We start from the raw sequence: 16275 nt of genomic DNA, 5'->3' as shown, positions 1-16275 counted from the left end.
GTCAACTCCATAGTCACCTGCGATAGAAGTGTGTCGAGACTACCAAGCAAGCGCTTGGTTTGTAAACGGCATAAATATCTTCTGCCCGAGCGCTTGCTTGGTTGCGCCGACCAGCTTAAATTGCCCGCGCAAGCCCGCGGTTTTAGCGGCGTGCGGCGTATTTGATTGATTCGACTGTAGGAGAGAACGGGTGGACGAGCAAAAAGCCCTGAGGGTGATGCGCGAATTGGTCGACAGCGGCCAATTGACCGACCCGGACAGCGCCCGTGGCAAACTGCTGCAAGTGGCGGCTCACCTGTTCCGCAACAAAGGTTACGAACGCACCACCGTGCGCGATCTGGCCGGCGCCGTGGGGATTCAGTCCGGCAGCATTTTCCATCACTTCAAAAGCAAGGACGAGATCCTGCGGGCAGTGATGGAAGAGACCATTCGCTATAACACTGCGTTGATGCGTGCAGCCCTGGCCGAAGCCGGCAGTGTGCGCGAGCGGGTACTGGCGCTGATTCGTTGTGAATTGCAGTCGATCATGGGCGGCAGCGGCGAGGCCATGGCAGTGTTGGTGTATGAATGGCGCTCGCTGTCCGCAGACGGGCAGGCGCAAGTGCTGGCGCTGCGCGACATTTATGAAGAACTCTGGCTCCAGGTGCTGGGCGAAGCCAAGCAAGCCGGTTTTATTCGCGGCGATGTGTTCATTACCCGCCGTTTTCTGACCGGGGCGTTGTCCTGGACCACCACCTGGTTTCGCGCAGGCGGCAGCATGAGCCTCGATCAATTGGCCGATGAGGCATTGATTCTGGTGCTGGAAGAAAAGCAGTAAGTTTGTTTTGAAACAGAAGGAAACTGGCTAAGTAGCCGAAACCGCCTAGCTTGAATGCATTGAGGCGTATTTTTTTGGGGAGTGGGTTGTTTTGATGTCTTCGCCAATTCGGACTGTTTCGCGGCTTTTGCTGGCGACGCTTGCGCTGTTATGCATGGTTCCGTCCCAGGCTGCACAGCTGGTTCGGGTCGGTGCCGCCCATTTTCCCCCTTATACCGTGCGCCCGGAATCCGGTGCCGACACCGGTTTGCTGCCGCAGCTGGTCGAGGCACTCAATGCCTCGCAGAACGACTATCAGTTTGTGTTGGTGCCGACTTCGATTCCCCGACGTTTCGGCGATTTCAAGCAAGGCCGGGTGGACATGGCTATTTTCGAGAACCCGGACTGGGGCTGGAAGGACATCCCGCACACCACCGTCGACATGGGGCTGGAAGACGCCGAGATTTTTGTCGCGCAACGCCAGCCCGATGGCCAGCCGGTTCGCCAGCAGAATTATTTTGCCGACCTCGCCGGCAAGCGCCTGGCGCTGTTCAGCGGCTATCACTACGAATTCGCCAACTTCAATGCCGATCCAAAATTCCTCGCGCAAAACTACGATGCAACGTTGACGTACTCCCACGACAGCAACCTGCTGATGGTGCTGCGCGGGCGTGCCGACGTTGCCCTGGTGACGCGCTCCTATCTGAGCGATTACCTGCTGCGCAACGAGAAAGTCGCCGATCAGTTGCTGGTGTCCCAGCGTATCGACCAGATCTATCACCACTACGCCATCCTCCGGCCGGCCGCACCGATTACTGGCGAGGCATTTGGCAAGTTGATGCAAGAGTTGCGGAGCAATGGCCAGTTGCTGAAGATTTTCGATCCCTACAAGATCGCCGTGGTGCCGGTCCCGGGTACCTGAGATCTGTGTCTCGGCCTTGAAGGGTAGCCGTTGATTCAGTTGTGCCTGACTCGAGACCCCGCGCTGCAAGTTCAAGTAGAAGACAGATTACAGGTCTTAGCGACGGGCAAAGGTATCCACACGACTCCCCGACACCTTGCGGCAGTGCCCCAATGCATCGCGAATCATGAAGTTCACCAGGGTCGGCGAGACGCCAAGCTCCTTGGCGATGTCTTTTTGCGGCACGCCGTGCAGGCGGTACATCTCGAAGGCGTAGCGGGTACGGCTGGGCAGCTCGGTCAGCGCGTCGGCGATGTGTTCCAGCGTCGAGAAGTTGATGTGCGAGGTTTCCGGTGAAGCACCTTGAATCACCACGTTCAGGCCTTCCTCCTCAGGTCCTGAATACTTCTGCTCCAGCGCCTGTTTGCGGTAGTGATCGATTGCCAGGTTGCGCACGATCTGGAACAGGTAGCTCAGCTGAGCCTTGAACGAGGACGTGATCTGCGGCGCTGATTGCAGTCGGAAGAACGCATCCTGCACCACGTCTTCAGCACGCGATCGGCAGCCGGTAATGCGGGCGGCAATCTTGACCAGAATCAGTCGATTGTCGACGAATACTTGAAGTAGCGGTGAATCGCACTTGCTTGTGGACACTTGTTCCGTCATTGGAAATCACCTTGCTCCAAATAGGTTGGCGGGACGGCAAGCGGGGGCTGAGCCGCCCAACACGTCGAGCAACAAATTATTCTTAATGATAATTATTGTCAAATGAGAAATAGAACTAATGCCCCTTTAGGGTGCAGAGTGAGAACTGCGACACGCCGGGTTAATCAAGCAGCGCCTGCGCACTGAACTGGTTTATGAAGGCCCCATCGCGGGCAAGCATTGCTCCTACGGAATTGAGAACAACATCGAACCTGTAGGAGCAAGGCTTGCCCGCGATGGCTTTACCGAAATTTGCGCGGATTTGCGCGTTGACTGTCGCTTCGGACCGGCTCAGGCTGCCTGTGCTTTTTTGGGTGGATCGCAATTCACAAAGGAGACAGTCAATGCCCTTCGTTACGGTTGATGGACAACCCCTTCACTACCTTGATCAAGGCACCGGCCCTGCCGTTCTGCTGGCTGGCAGTTACCTGTGGGACAAGGCCATGTGGGCGCCGCAGATCGCCGCCCTGTCCCAGCAACATCGGGTGATTGCTCTGGACCTCTGGGGCCACGGTCAATCCGGGCCGCTACCCCAGGGCACGCAATCGCTGGATGACATTGCGCGCCAGGCACTGACGCTGCTCGATCATCTGGACATTGATCGTGTCACGCTGGTCGGTCTGTCGGTCGGTGGCATGTGGGGCGTGCGTCTGGCGCTATCGGCGCCGCAGCGGATCAACGGTCTGGTGCTGATGGACACCTACGTCGGCGTCGAGCCGGAACCGACTCGCCAGTACTACTTCTCGCTGTTCAAACAGATCGAAGACACCGGCGTGATCGCACCGCAGCTGCTCGACATCGTCGTGCCGATCTTCTTCCGTCCAGGCATCGATCCGCAGTCGGCGCTGTACCAGAACTTCCGCGCCCAACTGGCCGCGCTGCCGCCGGAGCGTTTGCGTGAGAGCATCGTGCCGATGGGGCGGATTACGTTCGGACGCGATGATCTGTTGCCGCGACTGGGCGAGTTGAATCCTGATACCACGCTGCTGATGTGCGGCGATCAAGACAAACCGCGGCCGCCATCGGAAACGAGGGAGATGGCCGGGTTGATCGGATGCCCGTATGTATTGGTGCCAGAGGCGGGGCATATCTCCAATCTGGAGAATCCGCAGTTTGTCACCGAAGCACTGCTGTCATTCCTGGCCGACCGTCATTGAAGATCGTTCCCACGCTCTGTGTGGGAATGCATCCAGTGACGCTCTGCGTCACATCCGGGAAGGGACGCGGAGCGTCCCGGGCGGCATTCCCACGCAGAGCGTGGGAACGATCGTCGGTGAGGTCACTTAGGCCCGAGAATTTGCACCAACTTGTCCGGCGACGGCGCACCTTGCTGTTGTTGCAGCTCGCCCTTGCCGTCCATGTAGAAAATCGCCGGGGTGGCCTGCAGCTCCAGGTCTTCCATCAACTGCATGTTCGCCGCCAGTTTCGCTTGAATCGCCGGGGGCACGTCTTTCAGGGCTTTCAGCGAGCTCTTCTTGCCTGACTTCTCATGGTCTTCCAGTGCTTTCTGCGGATCTTTGGCGGCCAGCAGTGCAGCCGATTTCCCCGGACTGTCTTCGCGAATGATGCCGACCATGATGTGCCGCAGCTGCACCTTGCCCGCCTTGACCCATGGCCGCGCCTGCTCCCAGAACACGTTGCAATAAGGGCAGTTCGGATCGCTGAACAGGTACACGATCCGCGGTGCATCGTCCTTCCCGTCGGCGATCCAGTTGCTGGCTTCCATCTTGCCCCAGATTTCCTTGGCCATCGGTGCATAAACCAGCTTCTGCAACGGTGCGCTGCTCAGGTCGTTGCCGTCGGCATCGTACAGATTGCCGAGCAGCACGTGCTTGCCATCCGGGGTCAGGTACAACGCCATGCCCCGGTTCTGGTACTGCGCCGCATAACCGCGCAGGCCATCGGGCGCGTCGAATTGGCCGACGATTTTCGCGCCCTTGGCTTCGATTTTCTTGATCGCCTCAGGCAATTCTTCGGCGGCCTGCACTGAGGGTAAATGCAGCAGGGCGGCGCCCAGGGTCAACGTCAGCAGGTGGCGGAGGCGGGGCATGGCAGTTTCCTTGAAGAGGTGGCCGGTACGGCAGGATTCGGGGTGTCGAAGTTTTCCAGGGCGCGGGCCAGGCTCGCTTCCGACAGCTCACCCAGATGGCTGCCCAGCAGGCGACCTTCGGGGCTATAGAACAGCGTAGTCGGCAACGCCATGGAGCCGACGGCCTGACCCAATCGGCCGCTGCCATCGAACAGCACGTTGGACAGGCTCAGGCCCTGGGTTTCCAGAAACGTACTGACACTTTGCATGCTTTCAGCCTGATTGACGAACAGGAACGTCAGGTCCGGGCGGTGTTGCTGGGCGTTTTCCAGTACCGGCATTTCCCGGCGGCACGGCGGACACCAGGTGGCCCAGAGATTAATCACCAACGGGCCGCCCTTGTAATCGGCCAGTTGCACGGTTTCACCGGCGGCATTGCGCAGGGTGATTTCCGGCAGGCGCGTGCCTTGTTCGTAAATAGTCAGGGAGAAGGTCGCCAGCAACCAGAACGCCAGGCCACTGGCCACGCCAAAGCCCAACGGCCGGCGCAAGCCCGGGCGACGCCAGCCTCGATACAACGCGGCCAGCAGTAGCACGATCACACCGGGCCAGGCGAGGAAACCGCCGTCGCGCAGGTCGATAATCTGCCACGGATCATCACGATAATGGGCCCAGTACACGGCCACGAAACCGACCCGGGCAGCCAGCAAGCCCAGCAGGAACAGGCTGAACAGCACCGACTCCGGATTCTCGCCGCCGCGCTTTGCCACCCGCCAGCCGACGAAAGTCGCCAGCGCCAGGGCGCTGATCAGCAGCAGGTGATTAAGCGCGATGGCAAAAGTGCCGAGGGTAAAGGTCAGCATTAACGGGCGTCTCGGGTTGTGGTCCAGCGTTGCAGGAAGGTGCCGGCATCGACTTCACCGGTGATGCGCTGGCTGCGACGCTCGATGCCGTCGGCACCGATCCACAGCAGGCTCGGTGGCCCCGGCACTTTATAACGGCCGAGCAGTTCGCGGCTGGCGGCATTGTCGGCGGTGACGTCCAGCCGTAGCAAGCGCACGTCGCTCAAGGCCTCCATTACGTGGGCTTTGCCGAACACCTGTTTTTCCATGACCTTGCACGACACGCACCAGTCGGCGTAGTAGTCCAGCAGCACCCACTGGCCTTGAGCCTGTGCTTCATCGAGCTCCCGTTGCAGAGCTGTCGGGTCCTTGATCGTGGTGAATGCGTCATGGCCGACCGGGTTGGCGGCGCTGCTCGAGTTTGAAGCGCTGTAGACCTGCAAAGGCTTCATCAAGTCGTCGCTGCCACCGGCGGCACCGATCATCAACAGGCTGCCCCACACACCCAACAAGAGTGAGCTGGCGCCGAACACATGGGCGACGCGACCGAAACCCTCCGATTGCTTCCAGGCGCTGTACGCGGCAATCAGCAGCAACCCACCGCACAAACCAATCCACAGTGATTCGTCCAGCACCGCGCGCAGCATCAGCAACGCGGTGGCGAGGAACAGGAAACCGAACACACCCTTGAGCAGGTTCATCCACGCACCAGGTTTGGGCAGGAAACGATTGCCGACGGTGACCAACAGCAGCAGCGGCACACCGATGCCGATGCCCATGGCGAACAGAATCAGCCCGCCATGCAGCGCATTGCCGCTTTGCGCGATGTAGAGCAAGGCGCCCGCCAGCGGGGCGGTCATGCACGGCCCCACCAGCAAACCGGACAAGGCGCCCAACACCCCGGCCCCGAACAGGCTGCCGCCGCGCTGATTGCGCGAGACATTTTCCAGTCGATCACGCAGGGCCACCGGCAGTTGCAACTCGAAGAAACCGAACATCGGCAATGCCAGCAACACAAACACCGCAGCGAAACTGCCCAGCAACCAAGGGTTTTGCAACAACGCCTGCAAATTTGCCCCGAGCATTGCCGCCAGTACGCCCATCGCCGCATACACCAGCGCCATGCTCACGACGTAGCTGGTGGCCAAGGCGAAACCGCGTTTGGGTGTGGCGCCACTGCCGACGATCAAACCCGCCAGAATCGGCAGCATCGGCAACGAGCAAGGCGTGAAGGCCAGCAACAATCCCAGGCCAAAGAACACCAGCAAGCTCCAGCCCAGCGCCCGTTGTTGCAGGCCGCTGGCCAGGGTTTGGTCCGGTGCTTCGTCTGTCGCAGCGATAGCGGAGGTACCGCCCAGATCCACGACCTGAGTGTGCGGCGGATAACACAAGCCAGCGTCGGCACAGCCCTGGAAGCCCACTTTGATTTGACCGGTGGCGCCGGCCGCAATCTTCAGCTCCAGACCCTGGCGATAGACCTGCTGTTCGCCGAAGAACTCATCGCTGTGCGCTTCGCCTTCAGGTAACGCGGGATGCTGCTCAGCGGGCAAGCCATCGAACTTCAGGCGTTTCTGATACAGGTAATAGCCGTCGGCGATCTGCCAATAGAGCTGGGTTTCGCCCGACTCAAGACGCTCGGACGTGAAGACGAACGCTTTTTCCACCGGCAAAAAATCAGGTTTGGTCTCGAACGGATTGGTCCCTGCCTGGGCCACGCCCGAGATCAAGAGAGCAAAAAACAAAAACAGTCGACGCATGGGTAAGCCTTATCCCTGTGCAAGTGAGGTGCACAATGGGAGGCGGCGATTAACCGATGATTAACCACAGTGGCCTTGTGGCAATGGCGCTTGCGGCATAATGTCCGCTTAATCGGCCTCCGGCCTACTCACCTTTTTTTCAACAGGTCTCACCATGCACGTACTGGTTTGCGAAGACGATGAGTTGATCGCCAGCGGCATTGTCGCCGGCCTCACCGCACAGGGCCTGACGGTAGAGCATGTCGCCACCGCCTCGTCGGCCCGGGCGATGCTCAAGGTCGCCGAGTTCGATGTGATGGTGCTCGACCTCGGCCTGCCCGATGAAGATGGCCTGAAGCTGTTGCAGCAATTGCGTCACAGCGGGCTGGAAATCCCGGTGCTGATCCTCACCGCACGGGACTCAGTCACCGACCGCGTCGACGGCTTGCAGGCCGGTGCCGACGATTACTTGCTCAAGCCTTTCGACCTGCGCGAACTCGCCGCGCGCCTGCACACCTTGCTGCGACGAGTGGCCGGACGCAGCGTCAACCTGATCGAACACGGTCGCCTGACTTACGACCCGAGCAGCCGCGAAACCATGCTCGGCGGCCAGCCGGTGGACCTTTCCCGTCGTGAGCAGTCGCTGTTGCAGGCCTTGCTGCATAACCGGGGCCGGGTGCTGTCCACCGAGCAACTCAAAGACAGCGTCTACGGTTTCAACGATGAACTGGAAAGCAACGCCCTCAACGTGCATATCCATCACCTGCGACGCAAACTCGGCAATGGCATTGTCGAGACAGTGCGCGGCCTGGGCTATCGCCTGGGGCCGGCTGATGGTGCAGAGGAATTGAAAAAGTGATGAGCCTGCGTTTGCGCCTGAGCCTGACACTCGGCGCCGCTTTTGCGCTGATCTGGGCCTTGGCGGCAGCCTGGATGCTCAGCGACCTGCGCAATCAGATGATGTTTTCCCTCGACCAACGGTTGGTGGCCTCGGCACGGATGGTCGCCGGCCTGATGGAACAATTGCCGCCATTGCCGAGCAAGGGCGAGGGCACCCATTTCAGCGCTGAACAACTGAACCTCCCCGGTGGCATGGCCTGCCAGGTCAGTTCATTGCGTGGCGAAATCCTCGCCCGCAGTCACACCGATCCGCAACAAACCCTCGAAGCCGAGAAAATGGGCTTCCATGACCAAATGATCGACGGTGCGCCGTGGCGCAGTTTCACCCTGGCCCGCGGCGACGTGCGCATCACCACCGCTGATCGGCAGATCGAACGTGAGGCGCTGAACATGTCGATCCTGCTGGCCGCTTCGGTGCCGGTGGGCGTGGCGTTGCTGGGCTGCCTATGCCTGCTCTGGCTGGGAATCGGCCAGGGCCTGGCGCCGCTCAATCGTATGCGTGACGCATTGATGCGCCGCAGCGCCGATTCTCTCGAACCTTTGCAAATCCAGCCGCTGCCCAGCGAACTGCAACCGTTGCTGGACACCCAGAATCAGCTGTTCCAACGGATCGGCAAGACCATCGAACGGGAGCGCCGCCTGACCGGTGACGCCGCCCATGAATTGCGCAGCCCGCTGACAGCGATCAAGACCCACCTGCAAGTGGCGCGCATGACCGACGGCGCGGCCCGCGATCAATCCCTGGCCCGGGCCGAAGAGGGCGCCGATCGCCTGCACCGGACCCTTGAGCAATTGCTGTTGCTGGCGCGGGTCGAAGGCAGTCTGTCGTTTGATGACGGCGTGCAATGCAGCGCCGAGCAGGTGGCGAAACTGGCAATTCAGGACGCCGCCAGCGGTGATCGTCAGCGGATCAAATTTCAGCTGCCGCCGAAAATCTCCCACGCCCCGGTGCAAATGCCCGCGGTGCTGTCGATTGCCGCGCTGCGCAACCTGCTGGACAACGCGCTGCGGCATACCCCGGGCGACGGCGCGGTGGAACTGAGCCTGGAAACCACCGGCAATCGCGTGCAGTTCCTGGTTCGCGATCATGGGCCGGGGATTGCCGAAGACGATCTGCAACATTTGACCCAACGTTTCTGGCGTAACGGCCAGAGCACCGGCTGCGGCCTGGGGCTGGCGATTGTCCAGGCGATTGTCCAGCGTTGCGGCTGTACGTTGCATTTCGACAGTCGGCCGGACGGGTTGCGAGTCGAACTGACCATGCCGTTGCAACCGGTCTAACAACCACCACAGAGCCAATGTGGGAGCGGGCTTGCTCGCGAAGGCGGACTCACAGTCAACATCATTGTTGAATGTTAAGCCGCTTTCGCGAGCAAGCCCGCTCCCACAATGGTTTTGTGTTGCACATCAAATGTAACTTCTCTCTATTAGTCGGGCGGTTCGAACGGCGCTATCGTCCCCGGCAGCAGCTTTGACTCAATGGATTGAGGTAACAGCGCCATGGATGCATCCCTTCACATTTGCAAGGCAACCCCCGCCGACGCCGGCATCATCAGCCGGATCGTCGAGCGCTCCATCCGCGTAGGTTGCGCGCTCGACCATCGCAACGATCCGCTCACCGTCGCCACCTGGACCCACAACAAGACCATCGAACACGTGCAGCCCTGGCTCACCGACGAGCGGTTGTACCTGAACATCGCCCTGTTGCAGGACAAACCGGTCGGCGTCGCGATGGCTGCGATCAGCGGCAAAGTGGCGTTTTGTTACGTGCAACCGGAATGGTTTCGTCGCGGGGCCGGGCAAGCGCTGGTGCGCGACCTTGAGCGCTGGTTGACCGATCACGGTTTGCATCAGGCACGACTCAACAGCACCCGCACCAGCGAAGCCTTTTACCGTCATCTGGGTTACCAGCCTTGCGCTGAAACCTTCGCCGTAGCCGGGCTCCACGCCATTCCCATGCACAAAGCACTGACAGCACCTTCATGGAAAGCTGATCGAGGGTCTAAATCCTCGGCGCCCTGATGCGTTTCCAGAACAGGAAAACCTTATTGAGGGGCGAGATAGATGTCAGTCGCTAGCACCTACGCCCCGCTCAACCCCTTGATCAGCAAATCCACATTCCCTTCCAGCTCGGCCACCGGATCCTCCGCATCCACACTCAATACCACCAACCGACTCCCTGCCTCGGCAATCACCGCTTTCACCGCCTCCGACGGCTGGCGATGGTGCAGCACCACCGCCACCTCATTGTCCTTGAGTGTCGCGCCCAATTGCTTGAGCGCTTCAGGTGTCCACTCGGTATCCGGCCGCGCATCGAGGCCGATCAGCTCCAGGTTGAGGCCGCCAATCAGATAGCCAAAGTGATCGCTCAGGCTCATCACGCTGAGGTTGTCGGTACTGGCCAGCCGCGCTTCGCTGTCGGCGCTGAACTTGAGCAAACGCTGTTTGAGCGCCGCCAGGTTGGCCTCGATCTTCGGCTTGGCCTCGGGCGCCAGGCGCACCAGGTCCGCCGCCATCACGTCCGCCATCCGTCCCATGTTGTTGCTGGAAAACCACGGCTGACTGTTCAACCCATCGACCTTGTTGCCAGGCTGCACGGCGATGCCGGGCAGGGCGCCGTCCACCGGGCGCGCGGCGTCGACCTCGACGATGCGGATGTTGCTACGCCGGGAGATCGGGTAAAGCGGATCATCCGCCCACAGCGAACGCAGGCCAATCACCGCATCGGCGTCGATCGCCAGTTTGGCCAGCGCCGGAGCGCCACGTCCCGTGAAGTACGCGGTCTGACGGCTGCCGGGCAGGTTCGCCGGCGCGGCACGTTCGAGGTTGACGTCGGTGCCCTTGAGCAAGACTTCGCCCAGACCATAAGTGATCGGCAAGGACGCCAGCACGCGCAACGGTTTGGCGCTGTCAGTTGCAAAGCTGGTGTTGACCAGCCCGCACAGGGCTACGGCCAGGGTCAGATGACGCACAGAGAAAGACATTTATCCGAGATTCCCTTTCAGACTGGGGACAACGCCACGGGCAATGGCGGCGAGAGCGAAGGCGATACCAGCCACCAGAATGATCGCGGCGCCGGACGGGATAGGCAGGTCGAAGACAATCGGCGCGAGAATCCCGCACAGCGTGCTGACCGTAGCGATCAGCACCGAACACCAGAAGAAGCCCTTCAGCGACTGACTCAGCAATCGCGCCGCTGCCGCCGGAATCACCAGCAGGGCACCGACCAGAATCGCGCCGATGACTTTCACCGCCGCCACGGTGATCAGGGTCACCAGAATCACAAACAGGTAATCCAGGGTCTTCACCGCCACGCCACGGACCGCCGCCAGTTGCGGATTGAAACTGGCCAGCATGATGCGGTTATACAGCGGCAAGGCCAGGGCCATGACCAGCGAACCGACGATGGCCAACACCAGCAGGTCATTGCCGTTGACGGTCAGCACCGAACCGAACAACACGTTTTCGAGGATGTGCACGTTGATCTTGCCCGCCAGAATCAGCAGCAGACTGGCACCCAGCGCCAACGACACGGAAAGGAACACGCCGATCAAGGTATCCGGCGCCAAACCCGTGCGGTTGCGCAGGTAGTTCAGCAGGATGCCGAACAACAAGCAGTAGCCGAACAGGCTGCCGTAAGGCCCGGTGTACGGTTCGCCCAGCAAAATGCCGATGGCCACGCCGGTCAGCGCCGCGTGGCCCACCGCTTCGGAGAAAAACGCGAAGCGCTTGACCACCACCAGCGTCCCCAAACCGCCCAGCACCGGGCCGATCAGCAAACCGGCGAGCAATGCGTTGACCACGAATCCATAGGCCAGCGCCTCAGGCAGATAACCTGACGAGGCCCAGCCCTGGACCATCAAACGAAAGGCTTCATAACTCATCAGGCCGCGCTCCGTGGATGAGTGGAGAACAGCGTCAGCAGGCGTTCCGGGGTCAGCGCCTGTTTCGGCGTGGCATCGAACAGCACCCGGCGATTGAGCCCGGTGACGCGATCCGCCAGACGACCCACAGCTTCCAGATCATGCTCGATCCACAGCACGGTGATGCCGCTCTGGCGCCAGTCACCGAGCAGCCGTTCGAACACCTGAATGCCGGCCTCGTCGAGCGCCGACATCGGTTCATCCAAAACCAACAATTGCGGCACCGGAATCAATCCTTGAGCCAGCAATACCCGTTGCCGTTCACCACCCGACAACGCACCCATGCGCCGCTTGCGTTTGTCCTGCATGCCGACCCGTTCCAGGGCTTCGCCAATCGCGGTGGCGTAGTGTTTGCTCAAGCCGAGGAACGCTGGACGCCGCTGGCACATCGCAGCCATGAAATCATCGACGGTCATCGGCAACCCCCGATCGAATTCCAGTGCTTGAGGCACGTAACCGATGGTTCCCGGTGTGCCGGGCCATTGCAGACTCAAGCGACCCTGATGCGGCATCTGCCCGAGCAATGTCTTGATCAGCGAACTCTTGCCGCCACCGTTGGGGCCGACCAGCGCATGCACGCTGCCGGGCTGAACCTGGAAGGTCACGTTGTCGAGGATCGTCGTGCGACCCAGCGTCAAACTGATCTCCGCAAAATCCAGCGTCGGCCCCGAACCCTGTAGGAGTGAGCCTGCTCGCGATTGCGGTGTGTCATTCAAGGATGATGGCGACTGACTGGACGCCTTCGCGAGCAAGTCGAATCGTCGCACCGCCGCTCCCACAGGGGATTCGGGATCAGTCAGGGAGGGGGTTTGTGCGGTGATGGTTTCTTTCGCAGTCATTTACCAGACTCCTGAATCGCCCTAACCACCGTGTCGAGGTTGCCGGTCATTTCCTTTTCGTACTTGTCGGCGGTGTATTCGCCATACGAAATGTGCGACAGCGGGTACAGCTTCACCCCGGACTCTCGCTGGATGGTGTCGACGTAGCTGGACGGGAAATCCATCTCCGAGAAGATCACTTTCACGTCCAGTTCCCGAAGTTGATCGATGGTTTTTTTCAGCTGGCTCGGGCTCGGTTCGATCCCATGCGCCGGTTCGACCACAGCCGTCACTTCCAGGCCGAACTCACGCAGCAAATAATCGTAAGCCGCGTGAACCGTGGCCACTCGCAGTTCGGCGTTCGGTGCCTGGGTCAGTTTCGCCAGGGCATCGGCGCGCATCTGACGCAGGCGCTTGCCGTAGGCGCGGGCGTTCTGGGTGTAGGTCTTGGCGTTGGCCGGGTCGAGCTTGCCCAGTTCCCGGGCGATGTTGTTGACCTGGGCAATCGAGGCACTGATCGACAGGAAGGTGTGCGGGTTTACGACCTTGCCGGCACCGCGAGCGGCGGTGCCGGTGGCGGCCAGCAACGGCACGTTTTCGTTGGCTTCGATCACCGGGATTTTCGGGGTTTCGCTGGCGGCGATCATGCGGTCGGCGAAGTCGTCATGACCGACACCGTTGAGCACGACCACGTCCAGCCCGCTGATGCGCTTGATGTCTTCGGCGCGAGGCTCGTAGGCATGCGGGTTGAAACCGGCCGGAATCAGCGGCACCACCTCGGCCTTGTCACCGACGATGTTCGCCACGTAGCTGTAATAAGGGTGCAGGGTGATGCCGATGCGCAGGCGCTTGGCCTCGTCGGCACTGGCCAGGTGGGGCAGCAGACAAGCCAGTAAACCGACCAAGATCAGGCGCAAGAAACAACGTTGAGATGAAATAGGCATGGGAAAGCGGTCTTCTCTCGGGTGAAGGCGAGGGTTCAGTGCCGGTGCTGGCGTGTCACGCCGGCATCGAATTGCGCGACGATCTGCTGCCAGCCGGCGCTTTCCAGCGCGGCGTCGGTGAGATCGGTCGGGGCCGCGAGGGCGTTGCCGCGGTTGAGCCAGACGTCTGGCGCATCGTCGTCAGCGCTTAAGCGCATCAGAAACGAACCCGCCACGGTGGGCGTCTGGCTCTGGCCGAAGTAAGCCTTGGCGCCGAGCAATTGCCAGGCATGACCGCCGCGGCTGACGGAACTGGCGTCCTGGGCGAACGGCGCAAAACCCTCATCGGCGAGGGCTGCGGGGGCGGGTAGTGCCTGTTGCTCCTGCCGCAACAGATGAATTTCGTCGAGCGTCACCCGCAGATCGGCGTAGATGCCTTGCTCGGACGCGCTCAAGTCACGGCGGGCATCCAGTTGATGGCTGCCAACGCTGCTGACTTCCTGAGACTCACCGCGCCACGCGACCACCGAGCCGGCAACCGCGAGGATCATCAGGCACAACAGCAACACAAAGAGGGTTTCATGGCCGGCACCGGCCGGGCGGACGACTTGCGTGGTTGGCGTACTCATGGGGCTTCGATGTCCGCTTGGTCGATCTCGACGACGTGGCCGGGGCCGGCATCGAACAGCACGTAGAACTCGGCGCCGGGCTTCTTGAAAGTCAGGGTCGAATCGGCGCCGAGCTTGCCCGGCACCAGGATGGTTTCGTCGTAGCCGATCACGTCCAGGGTCACCCCCGGTGCGCCGCTGCCGTCGGAGAAGCCGCCGGTGCATTTGATCTGCTCGGCGTCGATGGCTTTGCATTCGCACATCGGGTTGTGGGCCAGGGCGCTGGCGCTGAAACCGGCGCAGAGCAACAGCAGCGCGGCGCTCAGAGGACGTATAACGTTAATCATGGCTTGCCTCCTTGTTGGTTCAGCCAGGCGAGGGTGGCCGGGGATGCCTGGCTCAGGGGGATGGAGGCCTGATGCATGGCGCCATCCCAGCCTTCCATGGTGATCCACAGTTCGGCGTCGGTTTTGGTCTTCTCGGGGATCGGCAACATCGCGCCCATGCGGTACGGCGTGCCGAAGAAAATCACCCCGGCGGCGCGCAGGCTGCGCGGTTTACCAATGCGCAGGTACGTCGCCTTGACCTGATAGCGGCAGCTGTCACACAACGCCGCGTTGAAGCTCTTCATGTAGCCGGCCGGACCATCGAGGGTCGGGGCGTCGTTGCGCAACTCGGCCAGGCGCAGGCTCCAGGGCCCCACCTGAACCTCGCCGATTTCCCGCTCGCCTAGGCCGGTGTCACCGCGAAACAGCGCAGCATCGGCGAAGTACTTGGGCATGAACCCCAGCGGCACCAGCAACAGCAGGATGTTGATGTGGAAGCGCCATTTGTGCCAGAAACGGCTCAGTTTCGAACCCGGTTTATCAGCGATGAACAGACTCATTGGCTGACCTCCGTGGCTTCATGGCTCGCAACCGCAGCGGCCTGGCTGCGCGGGCGTTTATGGCTGCGCTTGAGGGCATTGGCCGTGGCCAGGGCGGTGCGTTTGGTCCAGATCAACAGGCCGCTGAGGACCATCATGCTCAGGATCAGGCCGAAGAAGAACCAGATCAGCTTGATCCAGATGCCGCCGAAATCCCCGGTGTGCAGCGGACGCATGGACTCGGTTACCAGCTCCAGGCCGGAACGGTCCGACAACAGGCGGGTGGCGGCGATGTCGCCGGTGTACGGGTTGATGTCGGCGGTCTGAAACATCAGCGGGTACCAACTGCGCCCGCCCACCGAGAGGTAGCTATAGGCATTGGCGGGCAGGCTGACGAAGCTGTCGTCCAGGCCGGGAATACGTTCCTTGGCTTCGCGGATTGCTGTTTCCAGGCTGATCATCGGCGCTGGTGAACCGTCGGCCGTCAGCGGGACACTTTCACGCGGGACCACAGCCGTCACCGGCGCGGTGCTGATCGAGATCTGGTTATCGAACATGAACGCCTGAATCAGGAACCAGGTGCTGGTGATGGAAATCACCGCGATGAACCAGATCGACCAGATGCCGCTGAGGCGGTGAAAGTCGCCCCAGAAAATCCGTGCACCGTGACGAATGCGCAACGTCGGTCGCAAGAAGCCTTTCCAGAAGCGCTTGTAGACCACCAGCCCGGTGACCAACGAAGCCAGCAATGGCAGGCTGAGAAATGACACCAGGTACCAGCCCCAGCTGTAACCGTTGGTGAACGGCACCAGCCACCAGCCATGCAGCGCACGGGTAAACGCCTTGAAATTGAACTGCGGCGCCGCGCCCTGAATGACGCCGCTATAGGGATTGACGTAAACCGTCACCGAGCGACCGTCGGGGTAGCTGACGTCCACGTCGAGGGCGAAGTGCGATTCATCGGGTCGGCTGATGGCCTCAACCAGAGTATTGGGCTCAGCCTTTTTGATCGCAGCAATGATCTGGTCATAGCTGAGCAGAGGCGCATTGTCCGAGGGTTGGCTGGCGCGCATCTGCGGGTTGGCCAGCCAGACGATTTCCTGGCTAACCACCGCCAGGGTGCCGGTCACGCACACGATCAGTACGAAAAACCAGATCGGCAATGCCAGCCAGCTATGGACCAGAAACCAGAGTTTTGAACGGGATTTCTTCGACATGATTAAAGGTCT

The 16275-nt window shown here is 61.0% G+C and carries 18 protein-coding genes; 6 read left to right on the top strand and 12 right to left on the bottom strand.

The window, feature by feature from the left end:
• Window positions 1-190 precede the first annotated feature (190 nt).
• Window positions 191-817, top strand: a complete 627-nt coding sequence (locus PFAS1_RS02905) for a TetR/AcrR family transcriptional regulator (RefSeq protein WP_074878758.1) — start codon at window positions 191-193, stop codon at window positions 815-817.
• 94 nt (window positions 818-911) lie between these two features.
• Window positions 912-1718 (top strand): substrate-binding periplasmic protein, encoded by an 807-nt coding sequence (locus PFAS1_RS02900; protein WP_076028138.1) that lies wholly within the window; start codon window positions 912-914, stop codon window positions 1716-1718.
• A gap of 96 nt (window positions 1719-1814) precedes the next feature.
• Here PFAS1_RS02900 and PFAS1_RS02895 read toward each other — a convergent pair whose 3' ends face one another.
• Window positions 1815-2363 carry an RNA polymerase factor sigma-70 gene (locus PFAS1_RS02895; protein ID WP_076028137.1) on the bottom strand — a complete coding sequence of 183 codons (549 nt, stop codon included), beginning with the start codon at window positions 2361-2363 and terminating at the stop codon, window positions 1815-1817.
• Between the two features lie 383 nt (window positions 2364-2746).
• On the opposite strand from PFAS1_RS02895, the gene PFAS1_RS02890 reads away from it, so the two are divergent.
• Window positions 2747-3559: an alpha/beta fold hydrolase gene (locus tag PFAS1_RS02890; RefSeq protein ID WP_076028136.1), complete on the top strand. Its 813-nt coding sequence runs from the start codon at window positions 2747-2749 to the stop codon at window positions 3557-3559.
• Window positions 3560-3681: 122 nt separating this feature from the next.
• Here PFAS1_RS02890 and dsbG read toward each other — a convergent pair whose 3' ends face one another.
• The 3 genes from dsbG to dsbD are packed head-to-tail and all read right to left on the bottom strand — an operon-like array spanning window position 3682 to window position 7030.
• Window positions 3682-4452: a thiol:disulfide interchange protein DsbG gene (dsbG, locus tag PFAS1_RS02885; protein WP_076028135.1), complete on the bottom strand. Its 771-nt coding sequence runs from the start codon at window positions 4450-4452 to the stop codon at window positions 3682-3684.
• Window positions 4428-5294 carry a TlpA disulfide reductase family protein gene (locus tag PFAS1_RS02880; protein WP_076028134.1) on the bottom strand — a complete coding sequence of 289 codons (867 nt, stop codon included), beginning with the start codon at window positions 5292-5294 and terminating at the stop codon, window positions 4428-4430. Before PFAS1_RS02880 ends, dsbG begins: the two co-directional genes overlap by 25 nt.
• Entirely contained in the window at window positions 5294-7030 is a 1737-nt protein-coding gene (gene dsbD, locus PFAS1_RS02875; RefSeq protein WP_076028133.1) for a protein-disulfide reductase DsbD, read from the bottom strand. Before dsbD ends, PFAS1_RS02880 begins: the two co-directional genes overlap by 1 nt.
• A gap of 154 nt (window positions 7031-7184) precedes the next feature.
• Between dsbD and PFAS1_RS02870 the strand changes: the two genes are divergently transcribed.
• The 3 genes from PFAS1_RS02870 (at window position 7185) to PFAS1_RS02860 (ending at window position 9931) form a co-directional block, all read left to right on the top strand.
• Window positions 7185-7868 carry a response regulator gene (locus PFAS1_RS02870; RefSeq protein WP_074878741.1) on the top strand — a complete coding sequence of 228 codons (684 nt, stop codon included), beginning with the start codon at window positions 7185-7187 and terminating at the stop codon, window positions 7866-7868.
• Entirely contained in the window at window positions 7865-9190 is a 1326-nt protein-coding gene (locus PFAS1_RS02865; RefSeq protein ID WP_076028132.1) for an ATP-binding protein, read from the top strand. The genes PFAS1_RS02870 and PFAS1_RS02865 overlap by 4 nt, the downstream gene beginning before the upstream one ends.
• A 219-nt stretch (window positions 9191-9409) precedes the next feature.
• Window positions 9410-9931 (top strand): GNAT family N-acetyltransferase, encoded by a 522-nt coding sequence (locus PFAS1_RS02860; RefSeq protein WP_076028131.1) that lies wholly within the window; start codon window positions 9410-9412, stop codon window positions 9929-9931.
• A 59-nt stretch (window positions 9932-9990) separates the two neighbouring features.
• On the opposite strand, the gene PFAS1_RS02855 is transcribed toward PFAS1_RS02860, so the two are convergent.
• From PFAS1_RS02855 to PFAS1_RS02820, 8 genes are read right to left on the bottom strand one after another with little or no spacing between them, the layout of a single operon-like run.
• Complete coding sequence (locus PFAS1_RS02855) at window positions 9991-10893, bottom strand: metal ABC transporter substrate-binding protein (protein WP_076028130.1); 903 nt, start codon at window positions 10891-10893, stop codon at window positions 9991-9993.
• A complete protein-coding gene (locus tag PFAS1_RS02850; protein WP_003226663.1) occupies window positions 10894-11793 on the bottom strand; it encodes a metal ABC transporter permease in 900 nt (299 codons plus the stop codon).
• A complete protein-coding gene (locus PFAS1_RS02845) occupies window positions 11793-12671 on the bottom strand; it encodes a metal ABC transporter ATP-binding protein (RefSeq protein ID WP_076028129.1) in 879 nt (292 codons plus the stop codon). Before PFAS1_RS02845 ends, PFAS1_RS02850 begins: the two co-directional genes overlap by 1 nt.
• A complete protein-coding gene (locus PFAS1_RS02840; protein ID WP_076028128.1) occupies window positions 12668-13594 on the bottom strand; it encodes a metal ABC transporter substrate-binding protein in 927 nt (308 codons plus the stop codon). The genes PFAS1_RS02845 and PFAS1_RS02840 overlap by 4 nt, the downstream gene beginning before the upstream one ends.
• Before the next feature lie 35 nt (window positions 13595-13629).
• Complete coding sequence (locus PFAS1_RS02835; RefSeq protein WP_076028127.1) at window positions 13630-14202, bottom strand: DUF6162 family protein; 573 nt, start codon at window positions 14200-14202, stop codon at window positions 13630-13632.
• On the bottom strand, window positions 14199-14528 hold the full coding sequence (locus PFAS1_RS02830; protein ID WP_076028126.1) for a hypothetical protein: 330 nt from the start codon (window positions 14526-14528) through the stop codon (window positions 14199-14201). The genes PFAS1_RS02835 and PFAS1_RS02830 overlap by 4 nt, the downstream gene beginning before the upstream one ends.
• Complete coding sequence (locus tag PFAS1_RS02825) at window positions 14525-15067, bottom strand: thiamine pyrophosphate-binding protein (protein ID WP_076028125.1); 543 nt, start codon at window positions 15065-15067, stop codon at window positions 14525-14527. The genes PFAS1_RS02830 and PFAS1_RS02825 overlap by 4 nt, the downstream gene beginning before the upstream one ends.
• Window positions 15064-16263 (bottom strand): PepSY-associated TM helix domain-containing protein, encoded by a 1200-nt coding sequence (locus tag PFAS1_RS02820; RefSeq protein ID WP_076031486.1) that lies wholly within the window; start codon window positions 16261-16263, stop codon window positions 15064-15066. Before PFAS1_RS02820 ends, PFAS1_RS02825 begins: the two co-directional genes overlap by 4 nt.
• Between the last annotated feature and the right edge of the window lie 12 nt (window positions 16264-16275).

The sequence above is a fragment of the Pseudomonas frederiksbergensis genome (assembly GCF_001952935.1).
Taxonomy (GTDB): domain Bacteria; phylum Pseudomonadota; class Gammaproteobacteria; order Pseudomonadales; family Pseudomonadaceae; genus Aquipseudomonas; species Aquipseudomonas frederiksbergensis.
Note: the sequence above shows the minus strand (reverse complement) of the source record. Positions and strands in the feature narration are given on the sequence as shown.

What these genes read in the sequence shown, in the direction of transcription:
- PFAS1_RS02900 (WP_076028138.1), top strand. Translation starts at nt 912, where the DNA reads ATGTCTTCGCCAATTCGGACTGTTTCGCGGCTTTTGCTGGCGACGCTT.
- PFAS1_RS02895 (WP_076028137.1), bottom strand. Translation starts at nt 2,363, where the DNA reads ATGACGGAACAAGTGTCCACAAGCAAGTGCGATTCACCGCTACTTCAA.
- PFAS1_RS02890 (WP_076028136.1), top strand. Translation starts at nt 2,747, where the DNA reads ATGCCCTTCGTTACGGTTGATGGACAACCCCTTCACTACCTTGATCAA.
- dsbG (WP_076028135.1), bottom strand. Translation starts at nt 4,452, where the DNA reads ATGCCCCGCCTCCGCCACCTGCTGACGTTGACCCTGGGCGCCGCCCTG.
- PFAS1_RS02880 (WP_076028134.1), bottom strand. Translation starts at nt 5,294, where the DNA reads ATGCTGACCTTTACCCTCGGCACTTTTGCCATCGCGCTTAATCACCTG.
- dsbD (WP_076028133.1), bottom strand. Translation starts at nt 7,030, where the DNA reads ATGCGTCGACTGTTTTTGTTTTTTGCTCTCTTGATCTCGGGCGTGGCC.
- PFAS1_RS02870 (WP_074878741.1), top strand. Translation starts at nt 7,185, where the DNA reads ATGCACGTACTGGTTTGCGAAGACGATGAGTTGATCGCCAGCGGCATT.
- PFAS1_RS02860 (WP_076028131.1), top strand. Translation starts at nt 9,410, where the DNA reads ATGGATGCATCCCTTCACATTTGCAAGGCAACCCCCGCCGACGCCGGC.
- PFAS1_RS02855 (WP_076028130.1), bottom strand. Translation starts at nt 10,893, where the DNA reads ATGTCTTTCTCTGTGCGTCATCTGACCCTGGCCGTAGCCCTGTGCGGG.
- PFAS1_RS02850 (WP_003226663.1), bottom strand. Translation starts at nt 11,793, where the DNA reads ATGAGTTATGAAGCCTTTCGTTTGATGGTCCAGGGCTGGGCCTCGTCA.
- PFAS1_RS02845 (WP_076028129.1), bottom strand. Translation starts at nt 12,671, where the DNA reads ATGACTGCGAAAGAAACCATCACCGCACAAACCCCCTCCCTGACTGAT.
- PFAS1_RS02840 (WP_076028128.1), bottom strand. Translation starts at nt 13,594, where the DNA reads ATGCCTATTTCATCTCAACGTTGTTTCTTGCGCCTGATCTTGGTCGGT.
- PFAS1_RS02835 (WP_076028127.1), bottom strand. Translation starts at nt 14,202, where the DNA reads ATGAGTACGCCAACCACGCAAGTCGTCCGCCCGGCCGGTGCCGGCCAT.
- PFAS1_RS02830 (WP_076028126.1), bottom strand. Translation starts at nt 14,528, where the DNA reads ATGATTAACGTTATACGTCCTCTGAGCGCCGCGCTGCTGTTGCTCTGC.
- PFAS1_RS02825 (WP_076028125.1), bottom strand. Translation starts at nt 15,067, where the DNA reads ATGAGTCTGTTCATCGCTGATAAACCGGGTTCGAAACTGAGCCGTTTC.
- PFAS1_RS02820 (WP_076031486.1), bottom strand. Translation starts at nt 16,263, where the DNA reads ATGTCGAAGAAATCCCGTTCAAAACTCTGGTTTCTGGTCCATAGCTGG.